Here is a 22,856-nt window from a genome sequence, read left to right as displayed (position 1 = left end):
AGACACACCCACACTCCTCTACTCAGCAGTCGGCACGCAGGCCAGCGCGCCGGTGCGATCCCAGAGTTCTGCGCACCGGCGCCTTGTCGCCCGCGAACCGCGTCAGTCCGTATTGCCGGACAGCTCTTTGGCATTCGCCGCGAAGTCGGCGAAGTTGGCGCCGGTCTTCTCCTTCTTCGACAGCGCCTGGATGGAAACGTCGTGACCTTCGGCGGCCTTGCGCAGCGCGCCGATGGTGGCCTGTTCCTTCGAGATATGCGTGAACGGGTCCCAGTGGTACCAGCGCATGGCGTTCTCATAGGTCATCTTGTTGATCTCGTCGTCGGGCACATGGTGTTCGCGCAGGACGTCGTCAAGTTGCTCAGGGGCGCCGGGCCACATCGAGTCCGAATGCGGGTAGTCGGCTTCCCAGCAGATGTTGTCGATGCCGACGGCGTTACGCAATTGCACCCCGACGTGGTCGGAGATGAAGCAGGTCAGGAAGTGATCGCGGAACACCTCCGAGGGTTTCTTGCCCTTGAAGTCCTGCCCGGTCCAGGTCGAGTGCATCTCATAGGTGCGATCGGCGCGTTCCAGGAAGTAGGGAATCCAGCCGGTGCCGCCCTCGCTCAGGGCGATCTTGAGGTCCGGGTATTCCTTGACCGGCCGTGACCACAGCAGATCCGCGGCGGCCTGGACGATGTTCATCGGCTGCAGAGTGATCATCACGTCCATCGGCGCGTCGGGGGCGGTGATCGCAAGGCGTCCCGAGGAGCCGATGTGCACGTTGAGCACGGTGTCGGTGTCGACCAGGGCGTCCCACATCGGCTTCCAGTGCTCGAAGTCATGGAAACTGGGATAGCCCATCGCAGCGGGGTTTTCGGTGAACGTCAGCGAGTGCACTCCGCGCGCGGCGTTGCGGCGAATCTCGGCTGCACAGGCGACCGGGTCCCAGATCACCGGCAACGTCATCGGGATGAACCGTGCCGGATAGGCCCCGCACCACTCCTCGACGTGCCAGTCGTTGTAGGCCTGCACCAACGCCAGCGAGAATTCGGCATCCTCGGTGGCGAACAATCGGCCCGCGAAACCGGGGAACGACGGGAAACACATCGAGCCCAGGATGCCGCCGGCGTTCATGTCCTTGACCCGCTCGTCGACGTTGTAGCAGCCGGGCCGGATCTCATCGAGCCCTTGCGGCTCCAGGCCGTACTCCTCCTTGGGCCGCCCGGCCACCGCGTTGAGCGCGACGTTGGGGATCGTGATGTCGCGGAACCGCCACATGTCGGAGCCGTCGGGGTTGTGCACCAACCGGGGAGCGTCGTCGGCATATTTCTTCGGCAGATGATTGGCGAACATGTCGGGCGGTTCCACGATGTGGTCGTCGACGCTGATCAGGATCATGTCCTCTTTGCGCATACCGGCTCCTTCCGTCGCTGACCTCTCCAATGAAAACTAGCTTCTCATTCCGCGAGAATCAACATCCGGTAATCGGCTTACCGGTGCGTGCGGCCCGTAGGCTGACCTTCCTACCCGCCTGGTCGGCCCTGGTTTTTCCGGCCTGTTCAGGCGCGGGGATTGACCTTCCGGCAAGTTCATGAAAACCTGTTATCCGGAATTGAGAATGTGATTCTCCAACGCGAGAGGGGGTTACCGATGCGCCTGACACCGCTACCTGCGGAGCAGTGGGACGACGAGGTCCAGCACGCACTCAAGGGCATGTTGCCGCGCGACCGGCAGAACCCCGAGGGCGCCGGAACGGCGCTGTCGACCCTCGTTCGCCACCCCGACCTGACCAAGGCCTACCTCGGCTTCAACGTCTATCTACTGTTCCGCTCCACGCTGCCGGCCCGGCTGCGGGAGGTCGCGGTGCTGCGGGTGGCGCATCGCCGGGACTGCACCTACGAGTGGGAGCACCACGTCGAGATGGCCAAGGCGGAAGGGCTGACCGACGACGACGTCGAGGCCATCCGCACCGGCGGGGCCGACGACGAGCTCGACCGGCTGGTCGTACGGGCCACCGACGAGCTCGAGGAGAAATCCAATCTCACCGACGAGACCTGGGCCGCGCTCGGCGAGCACCTCACCGAGCGTCAGCGCATGGACTTCGTCTTCACCGTGGGCGCCTACGGCATGTTGGCCATGGCGTTCAACACTTTCGGCGTACAGCTCGAGAACGAAAGGTAAGTACGTGGCATTTTTCAAGAAGCCGGATGTCGGCAGCTGGACCGAGAACTGGCCGGAACTCGGCACCGGTCCGGTCAACTACGAGGACTCGATTGATCCCGAGCACTGGAAGCTGGAGCAGCAGGCCATCTTCCGCAAGACCTGGCTGCAAATGGGCCGCGTGGAGCTGGTCCCCAAGAAGGGCAACTACATCACCCGCGAGCTGCCGTCAGTCGGGCCGGGCACGTCGATCATCATCGTCAACGACGGTGACGAGATCCGCGCCTTCTACAACCTGTGCCGCCATCGCGGCAACAAGCTGGTGTGGAATGACTATCCCGGCGAAGAGGTTTCGGGCAGTTGTCGGCAATTCGTCTGCAAGTACCACGCCTGGCGGTACTCGTTGAAGGGCGACCTGACCTTCATCCAGCAGGAGCAGGAGTTCTTCGACGTCGACAAAGCCGACTACCCGCTCAAGGGTGTGCGCTGCGAGGTGTGGGAAGGCTTCATCTTCGTCAACTTCGACGACGACGCGGTCTCGCTCGAGGAGTACCTCGGCGAGTTCGGCCAAGGCCTGAAGGGTTATCCCTTCCACGAGATGACCGAGCACTACAGCTACCGCGCGACGGTCGGCTCCAACTGGAAGCTGTTCATCGACGCCTTCGTCGAGTTCTACCACGCGCCGATCCTGCACATGAAGCAGGCGGAGAAGGAGGAAGCCGAGAAACTCGCCAAGTTCGGCTTCGAGGCGCTGCATTACGACATCAAGGGCGACCACTCGATGATCTCGTCCTGGGGCGGCATGAGTCCGCCGAAGGATCTGAAGATGGTCAAGCCCATCGAGCGGATCCTGCACAGTGGTCTGTTCGGGCCGTGGGACCGCCCCGACATCAAGGGCATCCTGCCCGACGAGCTGCCACCCGCGATCAATCCCGGCAGGCACTCGACGTGGGGCCAGGACTCGTTCGAGTTCTTCCCGAACTTCACATTGCTGTTCTGGGCGCCGGGCTGGTACCTGACCTACAACTACTGGCCCACCGCGGTGGACTCCCATATCTTCGAGGCCGACCTGTATTTCGTGCCGCCGAAGAACCTGCGTGAACGACTCTCCCAGGAACTGGCTGCGGTGACCTTCAAGGAGTACGCGTTCCAGGACGCCAACACCCTCGAAGCAACGCAGACCCAGATCGGCACCCGCGCCGTACTGGACTTCCCGCTCTGTGACCAGGAAATCCTGTTGCGCCACCTGCACCACACCGCGCACAAATACGTGGACCGGTACACAAAGTCATTGGCCGCGGGGAATGGAAACGGGGCGGCCGCCGCGCAGAGCCCGAAGGCGGAAGAAAAGGATCCTGCAAATGTCTAAGCTGCCAGCGGAATTCGCCGACCTGGAGCGCTTCAGCGACTGGTGCCTGCCCACCGAGGAAGAGCGCTACCAGAAGCGGCTCAACTCGACGATGGCCGAGATGCAGGAGCTGTACGACGCCGGCTTGGCGCGGCTGGAAGACATCATGGTCTACGTCGACGCCCGCTTTCCGCTTCAAGGCATGCCGGAGGACGCCAAGGCTCTGGTACATCTAGGACAGTCGATCGTGCAGGTGAGCTTTCCGATCGAGGTGTGGAAGCAGCCCCGCGTGCTCGACAGTGGGGCCGCGTATATCGAACTGATCAAGGAGCCGGTGGTCTAGGTTGTCTGCTCTTCGCGCAAGCGGCTCGTCGCCGCGCGCAACGACCCTGAAGGCGGCGGGGTACGTCGACGTCGACGCAGGCGAGATCGTCCGGCCCGCCATCGTGAAGGTCGAGGGCGACCGGATCGTTTCGGTGGGGGGCGATGTTGATGAGAGCTCCGATGTCATCGATTTGGGAGACGCCATCCTCCTTCCGGGGTTGATGGACATGGAAGTCAACCTCCTGATGGGCGGCCGGGGCGAAAACCCCGGCCTCTCCCAGGTCCAGGATGATCCGCCGACCCGGGTGTTGCGCGCGGTCGGCAATGCCCGCCGCACGCTGCGCGCGGGTTTCACCACGGTGCGCAACCTCGGGCTGTTCGTGAAGACCGGCGGGTACCTGCTCGACGTCGCGCTGGGCAAGGCGATCGACGCGGGCTGGATCGAGGGTCCGCGGATCGTGCCTGCCGGGCATGCCATCACGCCGACCGGCGGTCATCTGGACCCGACGATGTTCGCCGCCTTCATGCCGGGCGCCCTCGAGCTGACCGTCGAGGAGGGCATCGCCAACGGTGTCGACGAGATCCGCAAGGCGGTGCGCTATCAGATCAAGCACGGCGCGCAGCTGATCAAGGTGTGCGTGTCCGGCGGCGTGATGTCGCTGACCGGTGAAGCAGGCGCGCAACACTATTCGGACGAGGAGCTCCGGGCGATCGTCGACGAGGCGCACCGGCGCGGACTGCGCGTAGCCGCCCACACCCACGGCGCCGAGGCGGTCAAACATGCGGTGGCGTGCGGCATCGACTGCATCGAGCACGGCTTCCTGATGGACGACGAGGCCATCCAGATGCTGGTCGACAACGATCGCTTCCTGGTGACCACCCGTCGGCTCGCCCAGGCGATGGACGTGTCACATGCGCCGAAGGTGTTGCAGGACAAGGCTGCCGAGATGTTCCCGAAGGCGGAGACGTCGATCAAGGCCGCCTACGAGGCCGGCGTGAAGATCGCGGTCGGCACCGATGCGCCCGCGATCCCGCACGGCAAGAACGCTGACGAGCTCGTCACCCTGGTGGAGTGGGGTATGCCGCCGGCCGCGGTGCTGCGGGCCGCCACCGTCGTCGGCGCCGATCTGATCAACGTCACCGACCGGGGCCGCATCGCCGAAGGCCTGCTCGCCGACATCATCGCCGTGCCCGGCGATCCGTTGTCCGACATCACCGTCACCCAGCACGTCAGCTTCGTCATGAAAGGCGGAAAAGTCTATGTCAACACCGCGGACTGACGACATCGTCGAGATCCAGCAGCTGCTCGCCCGCTACGCGGTGACGATCACCCAGCTGGACGTCGAGAATCTGGTCAAGGTGTTCACCGAAGACGGCACCTACAGTGCCTTCGGCGAAACCTATTCGCTGGGACGGTTTCCCGAGCTCGTCGAGGCGGCACCCAAAGGGCTGTTCATGACCGGCGAGTCACTGGTCGAATTCGACGAGAACGACCGGAACAAGGCCACCGGCACCCAACCGCTGTGCTTCATCGAGCATTCGGCGCACGACATGCGCATCGGTTACTACCGCGACACGTACCTGCGGACCGAGAAGGGCTGGCGGCTGAGCACCCGCGCGATGACGTTCATCCGGCGCACCGGTGTGCACGATTCGGGCCGTCCGCACGCGATCGGCCGGCCGGCCGGCGGATGACCACGGTGGCCGAATCCGGCACGACCGCCGACGAATTCCGCAACGACCTGCGAGCGTGGCTGGACGAGAACGACCTGAGCCCGGGCCCAGATCATTCGCTGCCCGCCCATATCGAGCAGATGAGCCGGGTGCGCCGGGCTCTCTATGATGCCGGGTGGATGCGCTACGGCTGGCCCGAAGAAGTGGGCGGCCTCGGCGGCTCGGTGATCATGCGGATGATCGTCGCCGAGGAGGTGCTCGGTCGCAACATCGCCGAGCCGGGCCCGTACTCGATGATGGAAGTCCTTGTGCCGACCATGATCTCGTATGCGCGACCGGAGCTCGCCGCCGAGATGGTGCCGCGCTACCTGCGCGGCGAGGAGCACTGGTGTCAGGGCTTCTCCGAGCCTGGCTCGGGCAGTGACCTGGCGTCGCTGAGCACCAAGGCCACCCGACGCGCCGACGAGTGGGTGATCAACGGCCAGAAGGTGTGGACCAGCTTCGCGCAGTTCTCCAAGCGCTGCGTCCTGCTGACCCGCACCGGCTCGCCGGAGACGCCCAAACACGAGGGCATCACCGCCTTTTTCATCGACATGGACTCCCCCGGCATCACGGTGCGGCCGCTGCACACCATGCACGGCGTCGACGAGTTCTGTGAGGTGTATTTCGACGACGTGGTGGTGCCGGCCGATCGTATGCTCGGCACTCCCGGGGACGGGTGGCGGTTGGCCAACGACCTGTTGCCGTTCGAGCGGTCCACCTGTTTCTGGCAGCGAATCTCTTACCTGTTCACCAGGTTGGACCGGCTGATCACCGACGAGACCGACGCCGGTGACTCCGAACTCGGCGCGGCCTACCTCGCGCTGCACACCGTGCGCTGCCGGTCGGCGTCGACCCAGCACCGCTTCGCCGACGGGGCGAAGCTCGGCCCGGAGACCTCGATCGACAAGGTGCTGCTGGCCGGTGCCGAACAGCGTCTGTACGACACCGCGCGGGATGTGTTGCCTGGGGTGCTCGAACTCGACGAGACGCCCTGGCGCTCGGAGTTCCTATATTCGCGCTCGGCCACCATCTACGGCGGCACCGCGGAGATCCAGCGCAACATCATCGCCCGCCGGCTTCTCGATCTCGGGAAGGAGTGAGACGTGGACGACGGCGAACTGGGAATGCTGGCCGACACGCTCGAGAAGTCGATGAGCGCCGCGGCCGCGGAGGGCTCCCCCAATGTCGAAGACGTTCTGCGCGACCTCGGCTGGCTGGAGATGCTCGATGAGATCCCCTCTGACGCAACGGCCTTGGTGTTCCGGCTGCTGGGCGAGACCGGCACACATGCCGGCGTGATCAACGACGTGGTGCTCGCATCCGCGGGTCAAGCGCCGGGCGGCACGATCGCGCTGCCGTACACCGGTGGCCGCTGGGTGGTGTGGGAGCGCACCGACGGTGCGCGGTCGGCGATGGATCCCGAACTGCCGATCGGCACCGTCGACACCGGCTCCGAGGTGCCGGTGGCCAGGGGCCGCCTCGCGCTGGGTTGGTGGCTGACCGGTTCGGCCCGGGCGATGCTGAGGCTGGCGCGGCAACATGCCGTCGACCGGGTGCAGTTCGGCCGTCCGATCGGGTCGTTCCAGGCAGTGCGCCACCGGCTCGCCGAGACGCTGGTCGCCGTCGAGGGTGCCGAAGCGGCGCTGCTGGCGGCCCAGGACGACGGCACCGACCTGGCCTGTCTGTTGGGCAAGGCCGCTGCCGGTCAGGCCGCTGTGACCGCAGCCAAGCACTGTCAGCAGGTTCTCGGCGGCATCGGGTTCACCGACGAGCACGAGCTGCACCGGCATGTGAAGCGCGCATTCGTGCTGGACGGACTACTCGGATCGGCACGCGATCTGACCAGGGAAGCCGGGGCGGCGATCAGGTCACTGGGGCACGCTCCGCGTCTCGGAAATCTGTGACGTACGCCATGGCGTCGAATGCGCTGGTCACCCGTTAGACTGGCCGGAACAAAAATTTTGGTCAGTATTGAATTGAGAACATAATTCTCGCCGCTGAGAGTAGTACTCTCTTACCGTGAGCAACATCGGAACACGCATCCGCACGTCTCGAGCCCGGCAGTGAACAGCCCGAGCGAAGAGCCCGCCTGGAAGCAGCGCGCCGTCGAGCGGTCGATCCGGACCGCCAAGGTGCGCGCCGGGCAGCGCGTGCAGCGATTCCTGGATGCCGCGCAGGCCATCATCACCGAAAAGGGCAGCACCGACTTCACCGTGCAGGAAGTCGTCGACCGGTCCCGCCAGTCGCTACGCAGCTTCTATCTACAGTTCGACGGTAAGCACGAGTTGCTGCTCGCTCTGTTCGAAGATGCGCTGAGCCGGGCCGCCGATCAGATCCGGGCCGCGACGTCGGCTCAGAGCGATCCGCTGGACCGACTCAAGGTGGCCGTCACCCTGCTGTTCGAACTATCCCGGCCGGATCCCACAGCGCGTCGGCCGTTGTTTACCGACTTCGCCCCCCAACTGCTGATCTCACATCCCAATGAGGTCAAGGTCGCTCACGCACCGCTGGTGGCGCTGTTCGCCGAATTGATGGACGAGGCGTCGGCGGCCGGGGAGCTCAGGGAAGACGCCAACCCCCGCCGCATGGCAGCGATGACGATGCAGACCATCATGTTCATCGCTCAGTCCAGCGGGGTCGAGGACGACGAGAACGTGCACACGCCGATCAGCGGGGACGAAGTGTGGACCTTCTGCTCGCAGGGGTTCGCCCGCAAGTAAGCCGGTTCACCGCTCGTCCGCGGGCGAAACCGGTTGAGCGATCAGGTCTTCCGCGGCACCGTACGGATCACGACTTCCGTCGGCGACGGCTTGTGCCAGCGCGTCGAGATCCGGATGACGCTGCAGGCGGCTCTGCGCCAGTGACAACACCTGCGCGCGGGCCCGCGCGGCGCGGCGCTCCGCGGTGTCGGCCCGCCGGTGGGCCTCGATCGCGTCGACGAGCTCCGCCACCCCCTCGGCCCGGGCGGCGACCAGCGTCAGCACCGGGACGTGCGTCTCGAATTTCAGGTCGCGCACCGTCTGGGCGGCGCCGTCCCGGTCGGCCTTGTTCACCACCACCACATCGGCGACCTCGAGCAGGCCGGCCTTGGCGGCTTGGACCGCGTCGCCGGCACCCGGATTCAGGATCACGATCGTCGGGTCGGCGACCGCGGCGATCTCGATCTCCGACTGGCCGACCCCGACGCTCTCCAGCAGGACGACGTCGAAACCGAGCGCACCGAGCAGTCGGATCGCGGCGGGCACCGCGGCGGCCAGGCCGCCGAGATGGCCCCTGGTGGCCACCGACCGGATCAGCACGTCGGGATCGTTGATGTGCTGCGCCATCCTGATCCGATCCCCCAACAGCGCACCCCCGCTGTAGGGCGACGACGGATCCACGGCCAGCACCGCAACCCGTTGTCCGCGTTCGCGATACGCCGCGACAAGAACGGCGATGGTGGTCGACTTGCCCGCACCGGGCGGGCCCGTCACACCCACCACCGGGACCACGGCCCGGCCGATCTCGGTGAGCACCTCATCGCGGCGGTCGCTCTCGACCAGGCTCAGCAGCCGCCCGACCGCGCGCATGTTCCCGCCGCGGGCCGCGATGATCAGCTCGGCGACATCCATAACGGGCAACGCTACGTCCCTACGTGATTGACCAATTCCGGTCGGTATGAGAATACTATTCTCTCAAGTAGAGAGTGTCAGTTGCAAGAAGGGTAACGCTATGCAGATCAGTGGAAGTTCCGCCGTTGTCTTCGGTGGCGCGGGTGGCCTCGGCGAGGCGACCGTGCGCACGCTGCATGCGGCCGGCGTCAGGGTCGTGATCGCCGACCTGGCCGACGACAAGGGCAAGGAACTCGCCGCCGAGCTCGCCGTCCCCTACGTCCGCACCGACGTCACCAACGACGAGGACGTGCTGGCTGCCATCTCCGCCGCCGAAGAGCTGGGGCCGCTGCGCATCTCGGTGGACACCCACGGCGGCCCGGCCGGCGGTGGCCGGCTGGTCGGCAAGGACGGCGCACCGATGGAGATGGAGGCGTTCACCAAAACCATCACCTTCTACCTGACCGCGGTGTTCAACGTGATGCGTCATGTCGCGGCAGCGATGGCGCGCCAGGAGCCCGACGAGACCGGGGCCCGCGGGGTGATCATCAACACCGCGTCGATCGCCGCGTACGAAGGCCAGATCGGCCAGCTGCCCTACTCGGCCGCCAAGGGTGGCGTTGTGGCGATGACTCTGGTTGCCGCCCGGGATCTTTCGCCGTTGGGTATCCGGGTAATGGCGATCGCGCCCGGTACCATCAACACCCCTGCCTACGGCAAGGCCGCCGACCAGCTCGAGGCGTACTGGGGCCCGCAGGTGCCGTTCCCGAAGCGGATGGGACGCTCGGTCGAGTACGGACAGCTGGCGCTGTCGATCGCCGAGAACGACTATCTCAACGGCGAGACCATTCGCCTGGACGGTGCGCTGCGCTTCCCGCCGAAGTAGCGCCCGCCTTTTGCGATTTCGGCGCGTGTCGCTACTTCTTGGCAATCAAGCCGTCGACGATCCTGTTGAAATCGGCGGTACCGAACGACACGTACTCGGCGAGGTTGGCGTAGTCCAGCGAGGCCATCACCGACTGCTCCAGCTGGATGTTCATCAGCCGCTTGGTGGCCTCGACGGCCTGCTGCGGAAGTTCGATGATCTTCTTCGCGCAGGCGATTGCCTCGGAGACCGGATCGGCGGCAACATGATTCGCCAGCCCGAGTTCCACCGCGCGCTGCGCCTTGATCCGCACGCCGGTCAGGGCGAACTCCTTGGCCTGCAGCAAGCTGATCTGCGATCCCCACACCAGCGGCCCGCCGTCGGCGGCGACCAGACCGATGGACACGTGCGGGTCGGCGAAGAACGCGTTCTCGGCGATGTAGACCACGTCGGACAGTGCGGCCAGGCTGCAGCCCAGCCCGACCGCCGGGCCGTTGACGGCCGCGATCACCGGAATGCGGCACCGCACCATGCCGATGACGAGATCGCGACCGTGCTTGATTGTCTTCTGCCGCAACGCTTCGTCGCTGCGCAGCTCGTCGAGGTAGGTGAAGTCGCCGCCGGCCGAGAAAGCCCGGCCCGCACCGGTGATCACCGCCGCCCGCGCGGAGGCATCCTCGTTGAGTGCCTCCCAGATCTTGGCGAGCCCGACATGGAGATTGTCGTTGACGGCGTTCAGCTCGTCGGGACGATTCAGCGTGATGATCCGCAGCGGACCGTCGGCGGTGACGTCGATTTCGTCGGGCATGTCGTACATGTCGTTAAACTCCCAGTCCAAGAATTCGTCCGGCGATGATGTTCTTCTGAATTTGCGACGTCCCGCCCATCACGCTCTGGGCACGGCTGTAGAGGTAGGCACCGAACAACTCCTCGTCGTCGGTGCCGACGGTGGCCAACGCGGCGTGCCCGACCGACTGCTCGGTCCAGGTCATCAACAGTTTGTCCAGCGACCCGTCCGGGCCATGCGTGATGCCGTCGAGCTGCTCGGACAGGCGCCGACGCACGTGCAGGCGCAACATCTCGGTCTGCACCCACGCCCACGACAGTTCGTCGGGTGTCGGGCCCTCGACGCGGGAGGCCATCTGGCGCACCAGCTTCCCGTAGCGCGCCGAGAAGCCCAATGTCGACGGCTCGCGCTCGTGGCTGACCACCGTCATCGCCAGCTTCCAGCCGTCGCCGGGCGCCCCGACCATGTTCGCGGCCGGCACCCTCGCCCCGTCGAACTCGACCTGACCGAATTCCTTGGTGACACCGCTGATCATCTTCAGCGGCCGCTGGACGATCCCCGGCTGGTGCATCGTGACGATGAAGGCCGAGATGCCCTTGTGTTTGGGCACCTCTTTGTCGGTGCGCGCCAGGACGAGGCACCAGTCGGCGCAGTCGGAGTAACTGGTCCAGATCTTGTGGCCGTCGATGACGTAAGTATCCGGGTCGTCGCCACACTGGGTCGCGGTCGTGGTCAGCGCGGCCAGGTCCGATCCGGCCCCGGGCTCCGAAAAGCCTTGGCACCAGCGCTCTGTGCCGTTGATCATCCCGGGCAGGAAGCGCTGCCGCAGTTCCTCGCTGCCGTGATGACTAAGGCCGACCACCAGATAGCCCAGGCTCGGACGCGCGGGCGCCCCGGCCTTGGCGATCTCCTCGTCGACGATCACGTCGAACACGGGTGGCAAGCCCTGGCCGCCGTACTCTGTCGGCCAGGACGTGCCGAAGAACCCGGCGGCGTACAGCGCCTGGTGCCACTCCCCCGCCTTGGCCCAGTAGGCGTCTCCCGACGTCGGGAACTTGCCCTTCTGTTCTGTCAGCCAGCCGCGCAGCCGCTCCCGGAACGCGGCCTCGTCCGGCGAATCACGAAAGTCCAATGGTCAACTCCTCCAACTTGACTGGCCAGGCCTCGGTGGCGGCCAGCACCCGGCGCAGATAGACATGGGCGAGGCACTCCCAGGTATTGCCGATGCCGCCGTGCACCTGGATCGACATCTCACACACCGCGAGTGCGGCTCGTGCGCAGTAGATCTTGGCGACCCGGCCGGCTTCGACAGCCTGCTCGACGGGCAGCTCGTCGACAGCCCAGGCGGCGTGACGCAGCACGCTGACCGATCCCTCGATGAGGGCCAGGCCCTCTGCCAGCATGTGGGCCACGGCCTGGTACGAACCGATAGCCGAGCCGTACTGCTCGCGCACCTTGGCGTATTCGGTTGCCAGCGTGAGGGTGCCGCGTGCCGCGCCGACCAGGTCGGCCGTCGTCACCGCAAGCGCGAGGGCGTACCAGCGCTGCGTCAGCTCGGCGGTCAGCTCCCCCACGGTGTCCGCTGAGCCGGAGACGGCTGCGGTGATGCGGGTCAGGTCGGCGCCGTCGCGGGCCGCACCGACACCGACCGATTCGACGGTCGTTCCGGCGAGTCGTAGCGCAGCGGAGGAACCGTCGGCGTCGATGACGGTGTGACCGACCGCGATGGTCGCCGGCACCGGGTCGGCCGCCAGCAGGCAGTACAGATCGTCGGCGAGCACCGGCCCGAGGAACGGCACGTCGACCAGACCACGCGCGAATTCCTCTGCCACCAACGCCACTTCGACGCCGCTGGCGCCGTCGGAACGAAGCGACCGCCAGCCGGTCGCGTCAACGGTCTTGGCCAGCCGCGCCCGGCGCGACTGGTCGTCCAGGTCCGCGACGGAGCCCGGTCCGAAGTCGTCGGCCAGCCGGGCGGCGGCATCGCGCAGCTGCTGCTGCTCACTGGTCAGGCGTGCATCCATACTGCTCCTTGAGAACTCGCCGCAACGCCTTGCCCGATGGCAGGCGCGGGATTTCGGGCACGAAAACGATGTCGCGGGGACGTTTGTAGGACGCCAGCTTCTCGGCGATCAGCGCGTCCAACTCCTCGGCGCCGACCGGCTCGGCGACGGTGACCGCAGCGATCACGGCCTCACCGTCCACCTCGTCGGGCACACCGAACACCGCGCAGTCGGCCACCGCGGGATGGCCGTGCAGCACCGACTCGACCTCGGCGGGAGCGACTTGGAAGCCCCGCACCTTGACCATTTCCTTGAGCCGATCGGTGATTCGCAGCCAGCCGTCGTCCAGGTAGCCGAGGTCCCCGGTGCGATACCAGCCGTCGTCGAATGCCGCGGCGGTGGCGTCGGCGGGCAGGTAGCCGGCCATCGCCGAATCCGAGCGCACCTGGATCTCGCCGACCGTGCCCGGCTCGACCGGTTCGCCGGTCTCCGTCGACACGATGCGCACCGGCGGGATCGGTCGCCCGACGGTGTCGAGCCGGGCCGCGTCGCGCGGGCAACAGGCGATCACCGGTACCTCGCTGGTGCCGTACGCCGAGATCCACCCGATCCCGGTCCGTTCGGTCACGGCCTCGGCGACGCTGGTGGTGACCGGGGTGGCGCACCACATGATGTAGCGCAGCGACGACAGGTCGAACGTGTCGAGCTTCGGATGAGATGCGATTGCCAATGCGATTGGCGCGACGGCCATTTCGACGGTGATGCGGTCGTCCTGGATGCACTGCAGCATGGTGTCGATGTCGAATCGGCGATGCAGGCGCATCCACGCGCCCGCGTCGAGCACGGTGGCGATGTTGAGCAGGCCGAGGATGTGCGACGGCGGTGTGACGATCTGCATGCGATCGACTGCCGTGAGGCCCAGCGCCTGACGCCAGTGCCGGATGCTCACGGCCAGCGAACCATGGGTGTGCCGAACCGCTTTGGGCATACCCGTGGTCCCCGAGCTGAACACCAGCACGGCATCGGAGTCGGCCGCGTAGTCCACCGGGGTGGGCTCGACCGGGCTGATCGGATCGTCGAGGCTGAGCATCGGCATCAGGTGAGACAGCAACGGGCTGTCACCGACGGCATGGTCCGCGCGGGACACCTCGAGCGCATGGCCGATGTCGGCTGCTTTCCAGGCCGGGCTGATCAAGACCGCGGACGCACCGAGGCGCCAGATGGCGTGCACGGCGAAAATGAACTCGGGCCGGTTGGACGACATCAACGCGACGCGCTCGCCGGCCCGCACGCCACGGCTCGCGAGAGTGCCTGCCAATCCCGCGGACAGCGCATCGACCTGAGATCGTGTGTAGATGCGGTCCTCAAAGGCAAGCACTCTCACGTCGCTCACGGCGCGGTCCGCTCGCACATGGTCAGTGACAATCCCATCAACAGGTCGACAAACGAGAACATACTATCGCCAGTAGAGAACTGTATTCTCATCTGGGTAGAATGATACTGCGCAAACGCTGAGGAGAGAAGTGAGCACGGCGACGATCACGCTGGACGGTAAGACGGTGACCATGCCGGTCAACGAGGGCGAGACGGTGCTGGAGACCGCCCGCCGCGCCGGACTGACCCCGCCCTACAGCTGCGAAGCCGGCAACTGCGGAACCTGCATCGCCACGCTCACCGACGGTCAGGTCAAGATGCGGGTCAACGAGGTGCTCGACGACAGCGAGATCGACGACGGGCTGATCCTGACCTGCCAGGGCGTGCCAGAGTCCGATGTGACCGTGACCTACGACGACTGAAACTCGTCGAGAACCGGGGGCGGCAGATAGTCGGGCTCATACCCCACCACCCGCACCGGACTGCCGACCAGGCGGTAATCCCCGGCGGTGACGATGACCTCGGGTGTCGACTCGAGGGCCTCGGGCAGCGATCGCACCGCGGCAGCCGGGATCCCCAGCGGCCGCAACCGCGCCTCCCAGCCCACCGCGGTGTCGGCGGCCAGCGCCGCGGTCACGATCGCCAGGACCTCATCGCGGCACGCCGATCGCTCGGCCATCGTCGGGAACCCGTCGATACCGGCCTCGGCGGCGAAGATCTTCCAGAACCCGTCGTGGGTGACGAACAGCGCCAGATACCCGTCCGCGGTCGGAAACAGCTGCGCGGGAACGTAAAACGAGTGCGCACCGAACGGGTGGCGCCGCGGGTGCACACCGTCGTTGAGGTAGGCCGAGGCCCGGTAGTTCAGCTGCGAGAACATCACGTCACGCAGCGAGACATCCACCTGCCCACCCTGCCCGGAGACGATCATCGCCAGTAGTCCCACCGCCGCGGTCAACCCGGTGGAGTTGTCGGCCGACGAGTAGCCCGGCAGAGTCGGCGGCGCGTCCGGGTCGCCGGTCATCGCGGCCACGCCGGTGGCCGCCTGGATCACGTAGTCGAAGGCGGGATCGTCGCCGCCGTCCAGGCCGTAGCCGGTCAGCGCGACACACACGATCTTCTCGTTGTGCGCGCGCAGCGCCTCGTAGGTGAGCCCGAACCTGCGGATTACCGAGGGCTTCATATTGACCAGCAGCGCATCGGATTCCGCGACCAGCTCACCGAGGCGCCGCTGCCCGGCTTCGGAGGCCAGGTCCAGGCAGACGCTGCGCTTGTTGCGGTTCAGGCTGGCGAAGTAGCTGTCGGAGACCTGACGGGAGATCTCCCCGCCGGGCGGCTCGATCTTGATGACCTGCGCCCCGAGATCGGCGAGCAGCATGGTGGCATACGGGCCGGCCAGCATGGTGCCGACCTCGAGGATGCGAACGCCGGACAGCGGAGCGGAGCTCATCGAACTTCGGCGCCGAGCTGCGCAATCACCTCGCGGGTGCGGTATTTCGATGCCACCAGCTCATCCCGGGTCTCCCCGATCGGCAGCAGCCGCACCGACAGGTCGGTGACGCCGGCGTCGGCGAACTGTTTGAATCGCCGCAGAATCGTTTCAGCATCACCGGCAGCGCACAAGTCACCGACATCGCGTGCGTCGCCGCGGTCGAGCAGCTTCTGGTAGTTGGGCGACGTCTCGGCTTCGGCGAGGATTCGGTTGGCCCGCTCCTTGGCCGCGTCGATCTCCGAGTTGGCGCACAGGCACACCGGGATTCCGGCGACGATGCGCGGAGCCGGCCGGCCGGCATTGTCGGCGGCCTTGTTGATCCGCGGCGCGATATGGTCGCCGATCGCGCGCTCGTCGGCCATCCACAGCACGGTGCCGTCGGTGAGCTCACCAGCGATCTGCAGCATCACCGGACCCAGCGCGGCCAGCAATACCGGTAGCCGCGACTCCGCCTGCAGCACAGTCGGATTGTGCACCGTGAAGGTGTCGTTCTCGACGTCCACGTCGCCGGGGCCGGCCAGTGCCGCATTGAGCACTTCGAGGTAGTCGCGGGTGTAGGACGCCGGTTTCTCGTAGGGCAGCCCCAGCATGTCGCGGATGATCCAGTGGTGCGATGGTCCGACGCCCAACGCGAGCCGGTTGCCGGTGCCGGCGTGCACCGACAGCGCCTGGCGGGCCAGCGCGATCGGGTGTTGCGCCTGCAGCGGGACCACCGCGGTGCCCAGCTCGATGCGCGAGGTGCGGGCGCCCATCTGCGCGACCATCGTCAGCGCGTCATAGTCTCCTGGCACCTGGGGCATCCACGCGGTGTCGAAGCCCGCACCCTCGGCCCACTCGATGTCCTCGAGGAGCTTCTTCACCTTGCGGGCCATATCGCCCCGCTCGGCGCCGATCATCACGCCAAGACGCATTACTCACCCCACCTGTTCTGCGGTCAGAGCGCGGACGTCGGTCACCAGGGTGTCCAGCGATGTTCCGGTCGGGAAGACTGCCGCGGCACCGACTTCCAGCAGCTTGGACACGTCGCTCTGCGGAATCGTGCCGCCGACGATCACCGCGATGTCGCCGGCGTCGGCTTCGCGCAGCGCGTCTACGGTCCGCTTGGTCAACGCCAGATGCGCACCCGACAGGATGGAAAGCCCCACCACCGCGACATCTTCCTGCAGTGCGATCGACACGATGTCCTCGATGCGCTGACGGATCCCGGTATAGATCACCTCGAAGCCCGCGTCACGCAAAGCGCGAGCCACGATCTTGGCCCCGCGGTCGTGGCCGTCCAGGCCGGGCTTGGCAACGAGAATGCGAGCGCTCATCAGAAAACCACCGGTTGCTGGAATTCGCCCCACACCGACTTCAGCGTGGAGACCATCTCGCCCACGGTGCAGTACGCATTGGCGCAGTCGATCAGCTTGTGCATCAGATTGTCGTCACCTTCCGCCGCTCTGGAAAGGGCTGCCAAAGCTTCTTTCACGGCGAGTTCACTACGTTCAGCTTTCACCTTCGCCAGGCGCCGCAGCTGCTTGTCGCGGCCCTCGGCGTCGAGTTCGTAGGTGGCCAGGTCCGGGGCGGGCTCGTCGACGACGAACTTGTTCACCCCGACCACCGGCCGGACGCCCGATTCCACGTCCTGATGGATCTTGTAGGCCTCGTCGGCGATCAGCCCCTGCAGGTAGCCGTCCTCGATGGATTGCACCATGCCGCCGTGCTTTTCGAGATCGGACATGATCTCGATGATGCGCTCCTCGGTGGCATCGGTGAGCGCTTCGACGAAGTAGGAGCCACCGAGCGGGTCGGCCACCCGGGCCACCCCCGTCTCGTAGGCCAGGATCTGCTGGGTGCGCAGCGCCAGCGTCGCGGACTCCTCGCTGGGCAACGCGAACGGCTCGTCCCAGGCGGCGGTGAACATCGACTGCACGCCGCCGAGCACCGAGGCCAACGCCTCGTAGGCCACCCGAACCAGGTTGTTCTGCGCCTGCGGGGCGTACAACGACGCACCGCCGGACACGCAGCCGAACCGGAACATCGCGGCCTTGTCGGTCTTGGCTCCCCACCGCTCCCGCACGATTGTCGCCCAACGACGCCGTCCGGCACGGTATTTGGCGATCTCCTCGAAGAAGTCGCCGTGGGTGTAGAAGAAGAAGGAGATCTGCGGTGCGAACTGGTCGATGGTCATCCGGCCGCGCTCGACGACGGTGTCGCAGTAGGTGACACCGTCGGCGAGGGTGAACGCCATCTCCTGCACGGCGTTGGCGCCCGCGTCGCGGAAGTGCGCCCCGGCGACCGAGATCGCGTTGAACCGCGGCACCTCGGCCGCGCAGAACTCGATGGTGTCGGCGATCAGGCGCAGCGATGGCTCCGGTGGCCAGATCCACGTGCCGCGAGAGGCGTACTCCTTGAGAATGTCGTTCTGGATGGTGCCGGTGAGCTTTTCGCGCGGCACACCCTTCTTCTCCGCGGCGGCGACATAGAACGCCAGCAGGATCGCGGCCGTCCCGTTGATGGTGAAGCTGGTGCTGATGGCGTCCAACGGGATCCCGTCGAACAGGATCTCGGCATCGGCGAGGGTGTCGACCGCGACGCCGACCCGGCCGACCTCCTCCCCGTACTCCGGATCGTCGGAGTCGTAGCCACATTGGGTCGGCAGGTCCAGCGCGACCGACAGTCCGGTACCGCCCTGCTCGAGCAGGTAGCGATAGCGCTCGTTCGACTCCTCGGCGGTGCCGAAGCCGGAATACTGGCGGAAGGTCCACAACCGTCCGCGGTAGCCGCTGGAGAAGTTGCCCCGGGTGAACGGAAACGCGCCCGGCGCGGGAGGATCGCCACTGCGGTCGGCCGGTCCGTACACCGGCTCCAGTGGGATCCCCGACGACGTGTGGGATAGGTGGTCCATCGGTGGATACCGTACTTGCAGTTTATGAGAATGCCAATACCGCTTTGGGCAAGTCGTGTGCACAATCGGCCGAAAGTGCTGGTGAGGCTTACAGCTCTACGAGCTGAGCCGCCCGGAAAGCACGTGCGCCTGCTCGAGCAGTAGCGTGCCGAGTTCCTGGCGCCGGTCGGGCTTGAAGCGGGTTTCCACCCCGGTGAGGCTCAGCGCCCACGCCGGCCGGCCGTTCTGGTCGAATACCGCCGCCGCGATTCCCCAACTGCCCTCCACGATCAATGCCGGGTTGACCGCGTATCCCGTGAGACGGGTTGCCTCGATCCTCTGCCGGATCGACTCCTCGGTGTGCTCGTCACCCCAGTGGGCCGCAGGCAGCGCCCGCGAGAAGTAATCGTCGACCTCGTCGGCGGGCAGGTGGCTCAGGATCGCCAGCCCCGCCGAGGCCACCCCAAGGGGAAACCTGATGCCCTCGCGCAGGACGTGGGACCGCAGCGGGAAACTTCCCTCGACGCTCAGCAGGCAGACCGTCTCGTCACCGCGCCGGGCGGAGAAGAAGGCGCTCTCACCGGTCTCGGCGGCCAGCCGGGCGACCACCTCACGAGCCTTGTCTGTGACGTCGTAGCGGTTGGCGGCAACGGCGCCGAGCAGATACATCTCCGGCCCCAGCAGCCATCGCCCCGTCTTGGCGTCCCGGTCGATCAGCCCGACCTCGGCCAGCGAACTGAGCAATCGATGCGCCGTCGGGCGGGCAAGCGCAGCGACCCTGCCGACCTCCGTCGTCGATGCACCGGCGGGTTCCGCGGCCCCGACCGCACCCAACAACGCGGCGACACGCGCCACCACATTGGGTTTGTCGGTCACGGACGATGATCTTAGCGTTCATTGAACGGACACCTGATCGATCGATTACCGCACTGCGGACATCTTCACGGGGGTTTGCGTCACAGGGTTGACTGCTCAAGACGGTACTTGTTGAGTGGGAACCCGGCACGCATGCGCGTTTACTCAGTGGACGCCGACTGGCTTTGGGAAGGGACGATGACTTCGAAGGTGTACGAGTCGGCAGCCAGCGCGGTAGCCGACATCCCCAGCGGCGCCGCCCTGGCCGTCGGCGGTTTCGGCCTCTGCGGGACTCCCGACCGACTGATTCAGGCGCTGCTCGACGCGGGCGTGAGCGACCTCGAGGTGTTCTCCAACAACTGCGGGGTCGACGACTATGGCCTGGGAATCCTGTTGTCCGACAGGCGTATTCGCCGGATTACCGCATCCTACGTCGGCGAGAACAAGGAGTTCGCCCGGCAATACCTGGCCGGTGAACTCGAAGTGGAGCTGACCCCGCAGGGCACCTTGGCCGAACGGTTGCGCGCCGGCGGGGCCGGCATACCCGCGTTCTACACCCCCGCAGGCGTCGGCAGCGCGGTGTCCGACGGCGGGTTGCCGTGGCGCTACGCACCGGATGGTTCGGTAGCAATCGCCTCGCCGGCCAAGGAGACTCGCGTGTTCGGCGACAAGCGCTATGTGCTGGAAGAGTCGATCAACGCGGATTTCGCGCTGGTGCACGCCAAACGCGGTGACACCGAAGGGAACCTGGTGTTCAACCGGTCGGCGATGAACTTCAACCCGCTGTGCGCGATGGCCGGGCGTATCGCCATCGCGCAGGTCGAGGAGCTCGTCGAGCCGGGCGAGATCGACCCGGCGACCGTGCATCTGCCTGGCGTGTTCATCAACCGGATCGTGCACACCGGGGCGCAGGACAAGCGCATCGAGAAGAGAACCGTCCGCGCGGAGGAAGCGAACTGATGACTGACGCAACGACAGCGACGGGATGGACCCGCGACCAGATGGCCGCACGGGCGGCCGCGGAGATGGTCGACGGCGAATACGTCAACCTCGGCATCGGGCTGCCCACTCTGATCCCCAACTATCTGCGGCCCGAAGTGCGAGTGACCCTGCACTCCGAGAACGGCATCCTGGGCACCGGCCCCTACCCCACCGACGACGCGGTCGACGCCGATCTGATCAACGCCGGCAAGGAGACGGTGACCGTGCTCCCCGGGGCGGCGTTCTTCGATTCGGCGTTGTCGTTCGGCATGATTCGCGGCGGTCACATCGACACCGCGGTTCTGGGTGGCATGGAGGTGTCCCGGACCGGGGACCTCGCCAACTGGATGGTGCCGGGCAAGATGGTCAAGGGCATGGGCGGGGCAATGGACCTCGTGCACGGCGCGGCCCGCGTCATCGTGCTGATGGAGCACACCGACCGCGCGGGCAACCCCAAGATCGTCACACAGTGCTCGCTGCCGCTGACCGGTGTGGGAGTCGTCGACCGGATCATCACCAATCTCGGCGTGATCGACGTTGTCGGCGACGGCACGTTGGTGCTGCGTGAGCTGGCACCCGGGGTGAGCACCGACGACATCGTCGCCGCGACGGAACCCGAGCTGAGAGTCGAGCTGTCGGGCTAGGTCAGAAGCCCGACAGGATCACCGCGTTGGTGGTCGCGGCGGCGTGCCGCAGCTCGCGCGCGGCGCGGTAGGCGTCCGAGTCGTACCAGGACTGCGCGGCTTCGACCGACTCGAACTCCAGCACAACGGTCTGGTGTCCGTGCCAATTGCCCTCGAGCACTTGCGGTTTGGCATCGACGGCGAGCACCTTGACCCCGCCCATCGCGGCGCCCGCGGCCTTTCCGTAGGCCTTCATCCCCTCCGGGTCATGGATTTCCTCGGTCAAGATGACGTATCCCTTAGAAGCCATAGCCATGGCGTTCCTCTCGTGTGAGAATCAGGTTCTCGTATTTCGGGTGACAGATTTCCACGCCACGAGGGGTAAATGCAATGACCAATGTCGACGCTGACACGGGCGTGCTGGCCGGCGAGCCACGGATGCTCATCGACGGCGAGCTTCGGTACACCGACTCCGGAGCCTTGTTCGACGTCGAGCATCCGGCCTCCGAGCAGGTGGTCGGGCAGGCCACCGACGGCACCGTCACCGACGTCGAGCGGGCGACCGCCGCCGCTCGCCGAGCCTTCGACGAGAGCGATTGGTCACGGGATCTGGACTTCCGCTACCACTGCGTCAACCAGCTACACGAAGCGCTCACCCAAGAACAGGAACGGTTGCGGCGCATCGTGATCACCGAAGTCGGCTGTCCGGTATCGGTCAGCGGCTCTCAGATCGAGAGCCCGATCGCCGAGGTGAAGCACTGGGCCGACCACGGCCGCAATTTCGACTATCTGGTCGACACCGGCATCCACGAGACCCAGCTCGGCCCGGCGCGGCGCAAGATCCAGTACGACGCGGTCGGCGTCGTCGGCGCGATCACCCCGTGGAACGTGCCGTTCTACCTGAACATCGCCGAAACCGTCCCGGCGCTGATGGCCGGCAACACCGTGGTCCTCAAACCCGCGCAGCTGACGCCGTGGTCAGGCACCGAGCTCGGCCGCATCATCGCCGAGAAAACCGACATCCCCGCCGGGGTGTTCAATGTCGTCACCTCCAACGCCAACGAGGTGGGCGCGGCCTTGTCAGCCGATCCGCGGGTGGACATGATCACATTCACCGGGTCCACCGCCACCGGGCGGGCGATCTTGGCCGCCGGCGCCTCGACGGTCAAGAAGACCCTGCTGGAACTCGGCGGCAAGTCGACTCACATCGTCTGCGACGACGCGGACTTCACCGCCTGCCTGCCGATGGCGGCGATGTTCGCCTGCGTGATGTCCGGTCAGAGCTGCATCTTGAGCAGCCGAGTCCTATTGCCGCGCAGCCGCTATGACGAAGGTCTTGAGATCCTCAAGACCATGATGGAGCAGTTCCCGGTCGGTGACCCGTGGACGCCGGGCATCATGCAGGGCCCGCAGATCAGCGCCATGCAGCGGCAGAAGACGCTGGGCCTGATCCAATCCGGGATCGCCGACGGCGCCAGGCTGATCACCGGTGGCGGTATCCCGGAGAACCTGCCGACCGGCTACTACGTGCAGCCGACGTTGCTCGCCGACGTCGACCCTGCCTCCGAGATCGCGCAGACCGAGATCTTCGGGCCGGTGATCACGGTGACCCCGTACGACACCGACGACGAGGCCGTCGAGATCTCCAACAACACCATCTACGGATTGTCCGGCGACGTCACCAGCGCCGACGACGGCCGAGCGTTGAACATCGCCCTGCGGCTGCGCACCGGCAGCGTCACCACCAACGGTCATTCGTTCTTCGGGATCACCAGCCCGTTCGGCGGCACCAAGCAGAGCGGGCTCGGCCACCGCAACGGCGACGAGGGCTACCGGGAGTACCTGAACTCCAAGACGATCGGCGTGCGGCCCTGACCGCACGGG

Annotated in this window: 25 protein-coding genes; 13 read left to right on the top strand and 12 right to left on the bottom strand. The window is 66.2% G+C overall.

Annotated features, from left to right (window positions below):
- Positions 1 to 102: 102 nt before the first annotated feature.
- Positions 103 to 1,398, bottom strand: coding sequence for an amidohydrolase family protein (locus Y900_RS20020; RefSeq protein ID WP_036344079.1), 1,296 nt, complete (start codon positions 1,396 to 1,398; stop codon positions 103 to 105).
- Positions 1,399 to 1,635: 237 nt separating this feature from the next.
- Here Y900_RS20020 and Y900_RS20015 point away from each other — a divergent pair, with 237 nt between their 5' ends.
- The 8 genes from Y900_RS20015 (at position 1,636) to Y900_RS19980 (ending at position 8,253) form a co-directional block, all read left to right on the top strand.
- A complete protein-coding gene (locus Y900_RS20015) occupies positions 1,636 to 2,166 on the top strand; it encodes a carboxymuconolactone decarboxylase family protein (protein WP_036344078.1) in 531 nt (176 codons plus the stop codon).
- A gap of 4 nt (positions 2,167 to 2,170) precedes the next feature.
- A complete protein-coding gene (locus Y900_RS20010; protein ID WP_036344077.1) occupies positions 2,171 to 3,514 on the top strand; it encodes an aromatic ring-hydroxylating oxygenase subunit alpha in 1,344 nt (447 codons plus the stop codon).
- Positions 3,507 to 3,836 (top strand): hypothetical protein, encoded by a 330-nt coding sequence (locus Y900_RS20005; RefSeq protein ID WP_036344076.1) that lies wholly within the window; start codon positions 3,507 to 3,509, stop codon positions 3,834 to 3,836. Before Y900_RS20010 ends, Y900_RS20005 begins: the two co-directional genes overlap by 8 nt.
- 1 nt (position 3,837) lies before the next feature.
- Positions 3,838 to 5,097: a metal-dependent hydrolase family protein gene (locus Y900_RS20000; protein ID WP_051660168.1), complete on the top strand. Its 1,260-nt coding sequence runs from the start codon at positions 3,838 to 3,840 to the stop codon at positions 5,095 to 5,097.
- Positions 5,078 to 5,512: a nuclear transport factor 2 family protein gene (locus Y900_RS19995; RefSeq protein WP_036344074.1), complete on the top strand. Its 435-nt coding sequence runs from the start codon at positions 5,078 to 5,080 to the stop codon at positions 5,510 to 5,512. Before Y900_RS20000 ends, Y900_RS19995 begins: the two co-directional genes overlap by 20 nt.
- Positions 5,509 to 6,633, top strand: a complete 1,125-nt coding sequence (locus Y900_RS19990; protein WP_036344072.1) for an acyl-CoA dehydrogenase family protein — start codon at positions 5,509 to 5,511, stop codon at positions 6,631 to 6,633. Before Y900_RS19995 ends, Y900_RS19990 begins: the two co-directional genes overlap by 4 nt.
- Positions 6,634 to 6,657: 24 nt before the next feature.
- Positions 6,658 to 7,437, top strand: a complete 780-nt coding sequence (locus Y900_RS19985; RefSeq protein ID WP_051660432.1) for an acyl-CoA dehydrogenase family protein — start codon at positions 6,658 to 6,660, stop codon at positions 7,435 to 7,437.
- Positions 7,438 to 7,596: 159 nt separating this feature from the next.
- Positions 7,597 to 8,253: a TetR/AcrR family transcriptional regulator gene (locus Y900_RS19980; protein WP_036344069.1), complete on the top strand. Its 657-nt coding sequence runs from the start codon at positions 7,597 to 7,599 to the stop codon at positions 8,251 to 8,253.
- A 6-nt stretch (positions 8,254 to 8,259) separates the two neighbouring features.
- Here the strand turns inward: Y900_RS19980 and meaB are convergent, their stop codons facing one another.
- Positions 8,260 to 9,144, bottom strand: coding sequence for a methylmalonyl Co-A mutase-associated GTPase MeaB (meaB, locus tag Y900_RS19975; RefSeq protein WP_036344067.1), 885 nt, complete (start codon positions 9,142 to 9,144; stop codon positions 8,260 to 8,262).
- A 100-nt stretch (positions 9,145 to 9,244) separates the two neighbouring features.
- On the opposite strand from meaB, the gene Y900_RS19970 reads away from it, so the two are divergent.
- Positions 9,245 to 10,009 (top strand): SDR family NAD(P)-dependent oxidoreductase, encoded by a 765-nt coding sequence (locus Y900_RS19970; protein ID WP_036344065.1) that lies wholly within the window; start codon positions 9,245 to 9,247, stop codon positions 10,007 to 10,009.
- Positions 10,010 to 10,040: 31 nt separating this feature from the next.
- On the opposite strand, the gene Y900_RS19965 is transcribed toward Y900_RS19970, so the two are convergent.
- From Y900_RS19965 to Y900_RS19950, 4 genes are read right to left on the bottom strand one after another with little or no spacing between them, the layout of a single operon-like run.
- A complete protein-coding gene (locus tag Y900_RS19965) occupies positions 10,041 to 10,805 on the bottom strand; it encodes an enoyl-CoA hydratase/isomerase family protein (protein ID WP_036344063.1) in 765 nt (254 codons plus the stop codon).
- 4 nt (positions 10,806 to 10,809) lie between these two features.
- Positions 10,810 to 11,907: an acyl-CoA dehydrogenase family protein gene (locus Y900_RS19960; protein ID WP_036344062.1), complete on the bottom strand. Its 1,098-nt coding sequence runs from the start codon at positions 11,905 to 11,907 to the stop codon at positions 10,810 to 10,812.
- On the bottom strand, positions 11,894 to 12,799 hold the full coding sequence (locus Y900_RS19955) for an acyl-CoA dehydrogenase family protein (RefSeq protein WP_036344061.1): 906 nt from the start codon (positions 12,797 to 12,799) through the stop codon (positions 11,894 to 11,896). Before Y900_RS19955 ends, Y900_RS19960 begins: the two co-directional genes overlap by 14 nt.
- The gene (locus Y900_RS19950) at positions 12,777 to 14,171 is read right to left on the bottom strand and encodes a class I adenylate-forming enzyme family protein (protein WP_036347325.1); all 1,395 of its coding nucleotides are present in this window, start codon (positions 14,169 to 14,171) and stop codon (positions 12,777 to 12,779) included. The genes Y900_RS19955 and Y900_RS19950 overlap by 23 nt, the downstream gene beginning before the upstream one ends.
- Before the next feature lie 130 nt (positions 14,172 to 14,301).
- Here Y900_RS19950 and Y900_RS19945 point away from each other — a divergent pair, with 130 nt between their 5' ends.
- Complete coding sequence (locus Y900_RS19945; RefSeq protein ID WP_081845173.1) at positions 14,302 to 14,574, top strand: 2Fe-2S iron-sulfur cluster-binding protein; 273 nt, start codon at positions 14,302 to 14,304, stop codon at positions 14,572 to 14,574.
- Here Y900_RS19945 and Y900_RS19940 read toward each other — a convergent pair.
- The 5 genes from Y900_RS19940 to Y900_RS19920 form a co-directional block, all read right to left on the bottom strand.
- Positions 14,562 to 15,602, bottom strand: coding sequence for a CaiB/BaiF CoA transferase family protein (locus tag Y900_RS19940; protein WP_036344058.1), 1,041 nt, complete (start codon positions 15,600 to 15,602; stop codon positions 14,562 to 14,564). The genes Y900_RS19945 and Y900_RS19940 overlap by 13 nt on opposite strands.
- Positions 15,599 to 16,555: an LLM class F420-dependent oxidoreductase gene (locus Y900_RS19935; protein WP_036344057.1), complete on the bottom strand. Its 957-nt coding sequence runs from the start codon at positions 16,553 to 16,555 to the stop codon at positions 15,599 to 15,601. The genes Y900_RS19940 and Y900_RS19935 overlap by 4 nt, the downstream gene beginning before the upstream one ends.
- A gap of 3 nt (positions 16,556 to 16,558) precedes the next feature.
- Complete coding sequence (locus tag Y900_RS19930; protein WP_036344056.1) at positions 16,559 to 16,957, bottom strand: cobalamin B12-binding domain-containing protein; 399 nt, start codon at positions 16,955 to 16,957, stop codon at positions 16,559 to 16,561.
- Positions 16,957 to 18,534 (bottom strand): methylmalonyl-CoA mutase family protein, encoded by a 1,578-nt coding sequence (locus Y900_RS19925; RefSeq protein ID WP_036344054.1) that lies wholly within the window; start codon positions 18,532 to 18,534, stop codon positions 16,957 to 16,959. The genes Y900_RS19930 and Y900_RS19925 overlap by 1 nt, the downstream gene beginning before the upstream one ends.
- Positions 18,535 to 18,630: 96 nt before the next feature.
- On the bottom strand, positions 18,631 to 19,389 hold the full coding sequence (locus Y900_RS19920) for an IclR family transcriptional regulator (protein ID WP_036344053.1): 759 nt from the start codon (positions 19,387 to 19,389) through the stop codon (positions 18,631 to 18,633).
- A gap of 177 nt (positions 19,390 to 19,566) precedes the next feature.
- Here Y900_RS19920 and Y900_RS19915 point away from each other — a divergent pair, with 177 nt between their 5' ends.
- Positions 19,567 to 20,328, top strand: a complete 762-nt coding sequence (locus tag Y900_RS19915; RefSeq protein WP_036344052.1) for a CoA transferase subunit A — start codon at positions 19,567 to 19,569, stop codon at positions 20,326 to 20,328.
- The gene (locus Y900_RS19910; protein WP_036344051.1) at positions 20,328 to 20,993 is read left to right on the top strand and encodes a 3-oxoacid CoA-transferase subunit B; all 666 of its coding nucleotides are present in this window, start codon (positions 20,328 to 20,330) and stop codon (positions 20,991 to 20,993) included. Before Y900_RS19915 ends, Y900_RS19910 begins: the two co-directional genes overlap by 1 nt.
- 1 nt (position 20,994) lies before the next feature.
- Here the strand turns inward: Y900_RS19910 and Y900_RS19905 are convergent, their stop codons facing one another.
- Positions 20,995 to 21,288 carry a DUF1330 domain-containing protein gene (locus Y900_RS19905; RefSeq protein ID WP_036344050.1) on the bottom strand — a complete coding sequence of 98 codons (294 nt, stop codon included), beginning with the start codon at positions 21,286 to 21,288 and terminating at the stop codon, positions 20,995 to 20,997.
- A gap of 74 nt (positions 21,289 to 21,362) precedes the next feature.
- On the opposite strand from Y900_RS19905, the gene Y900_RS19900 reads away from it, so the two are divergent.
- The gene (locus Y900_RS19900; RefSeq protein ID WP_036344049.1) at positions 21,363 to 22,847 is read left to right on the top strand and encodes an aldehyde dehydrogenase family protein; all 1,485 of its coding nucleotides are present in this window, start codon (positions 21,363 to 21,365) and stop codon (positions 22,845 to 22,847) included.
- Positions 22,848 to 22,856: the final 9 nt, after the last annotated feature.

Origin of the sequence: Mycolicibacterium aromaticivorans JS19b1 = JCM 16368 (assembly GCF_000559085.1) — a bacterium.
In the GTDB taxonomy this organism is placed as follows: domain Bacteria; phylum Actinomycetota; class Actinomycetes; order Mycobacteriales; family Mycobacteriaceae; genus Mycobacterium; species Mycobacterium aromaticivorans.
Note: the sequence above shows the minus strand (reverse complement) of the source record. Positions and strands in the feature narration are given on the sequence as shown.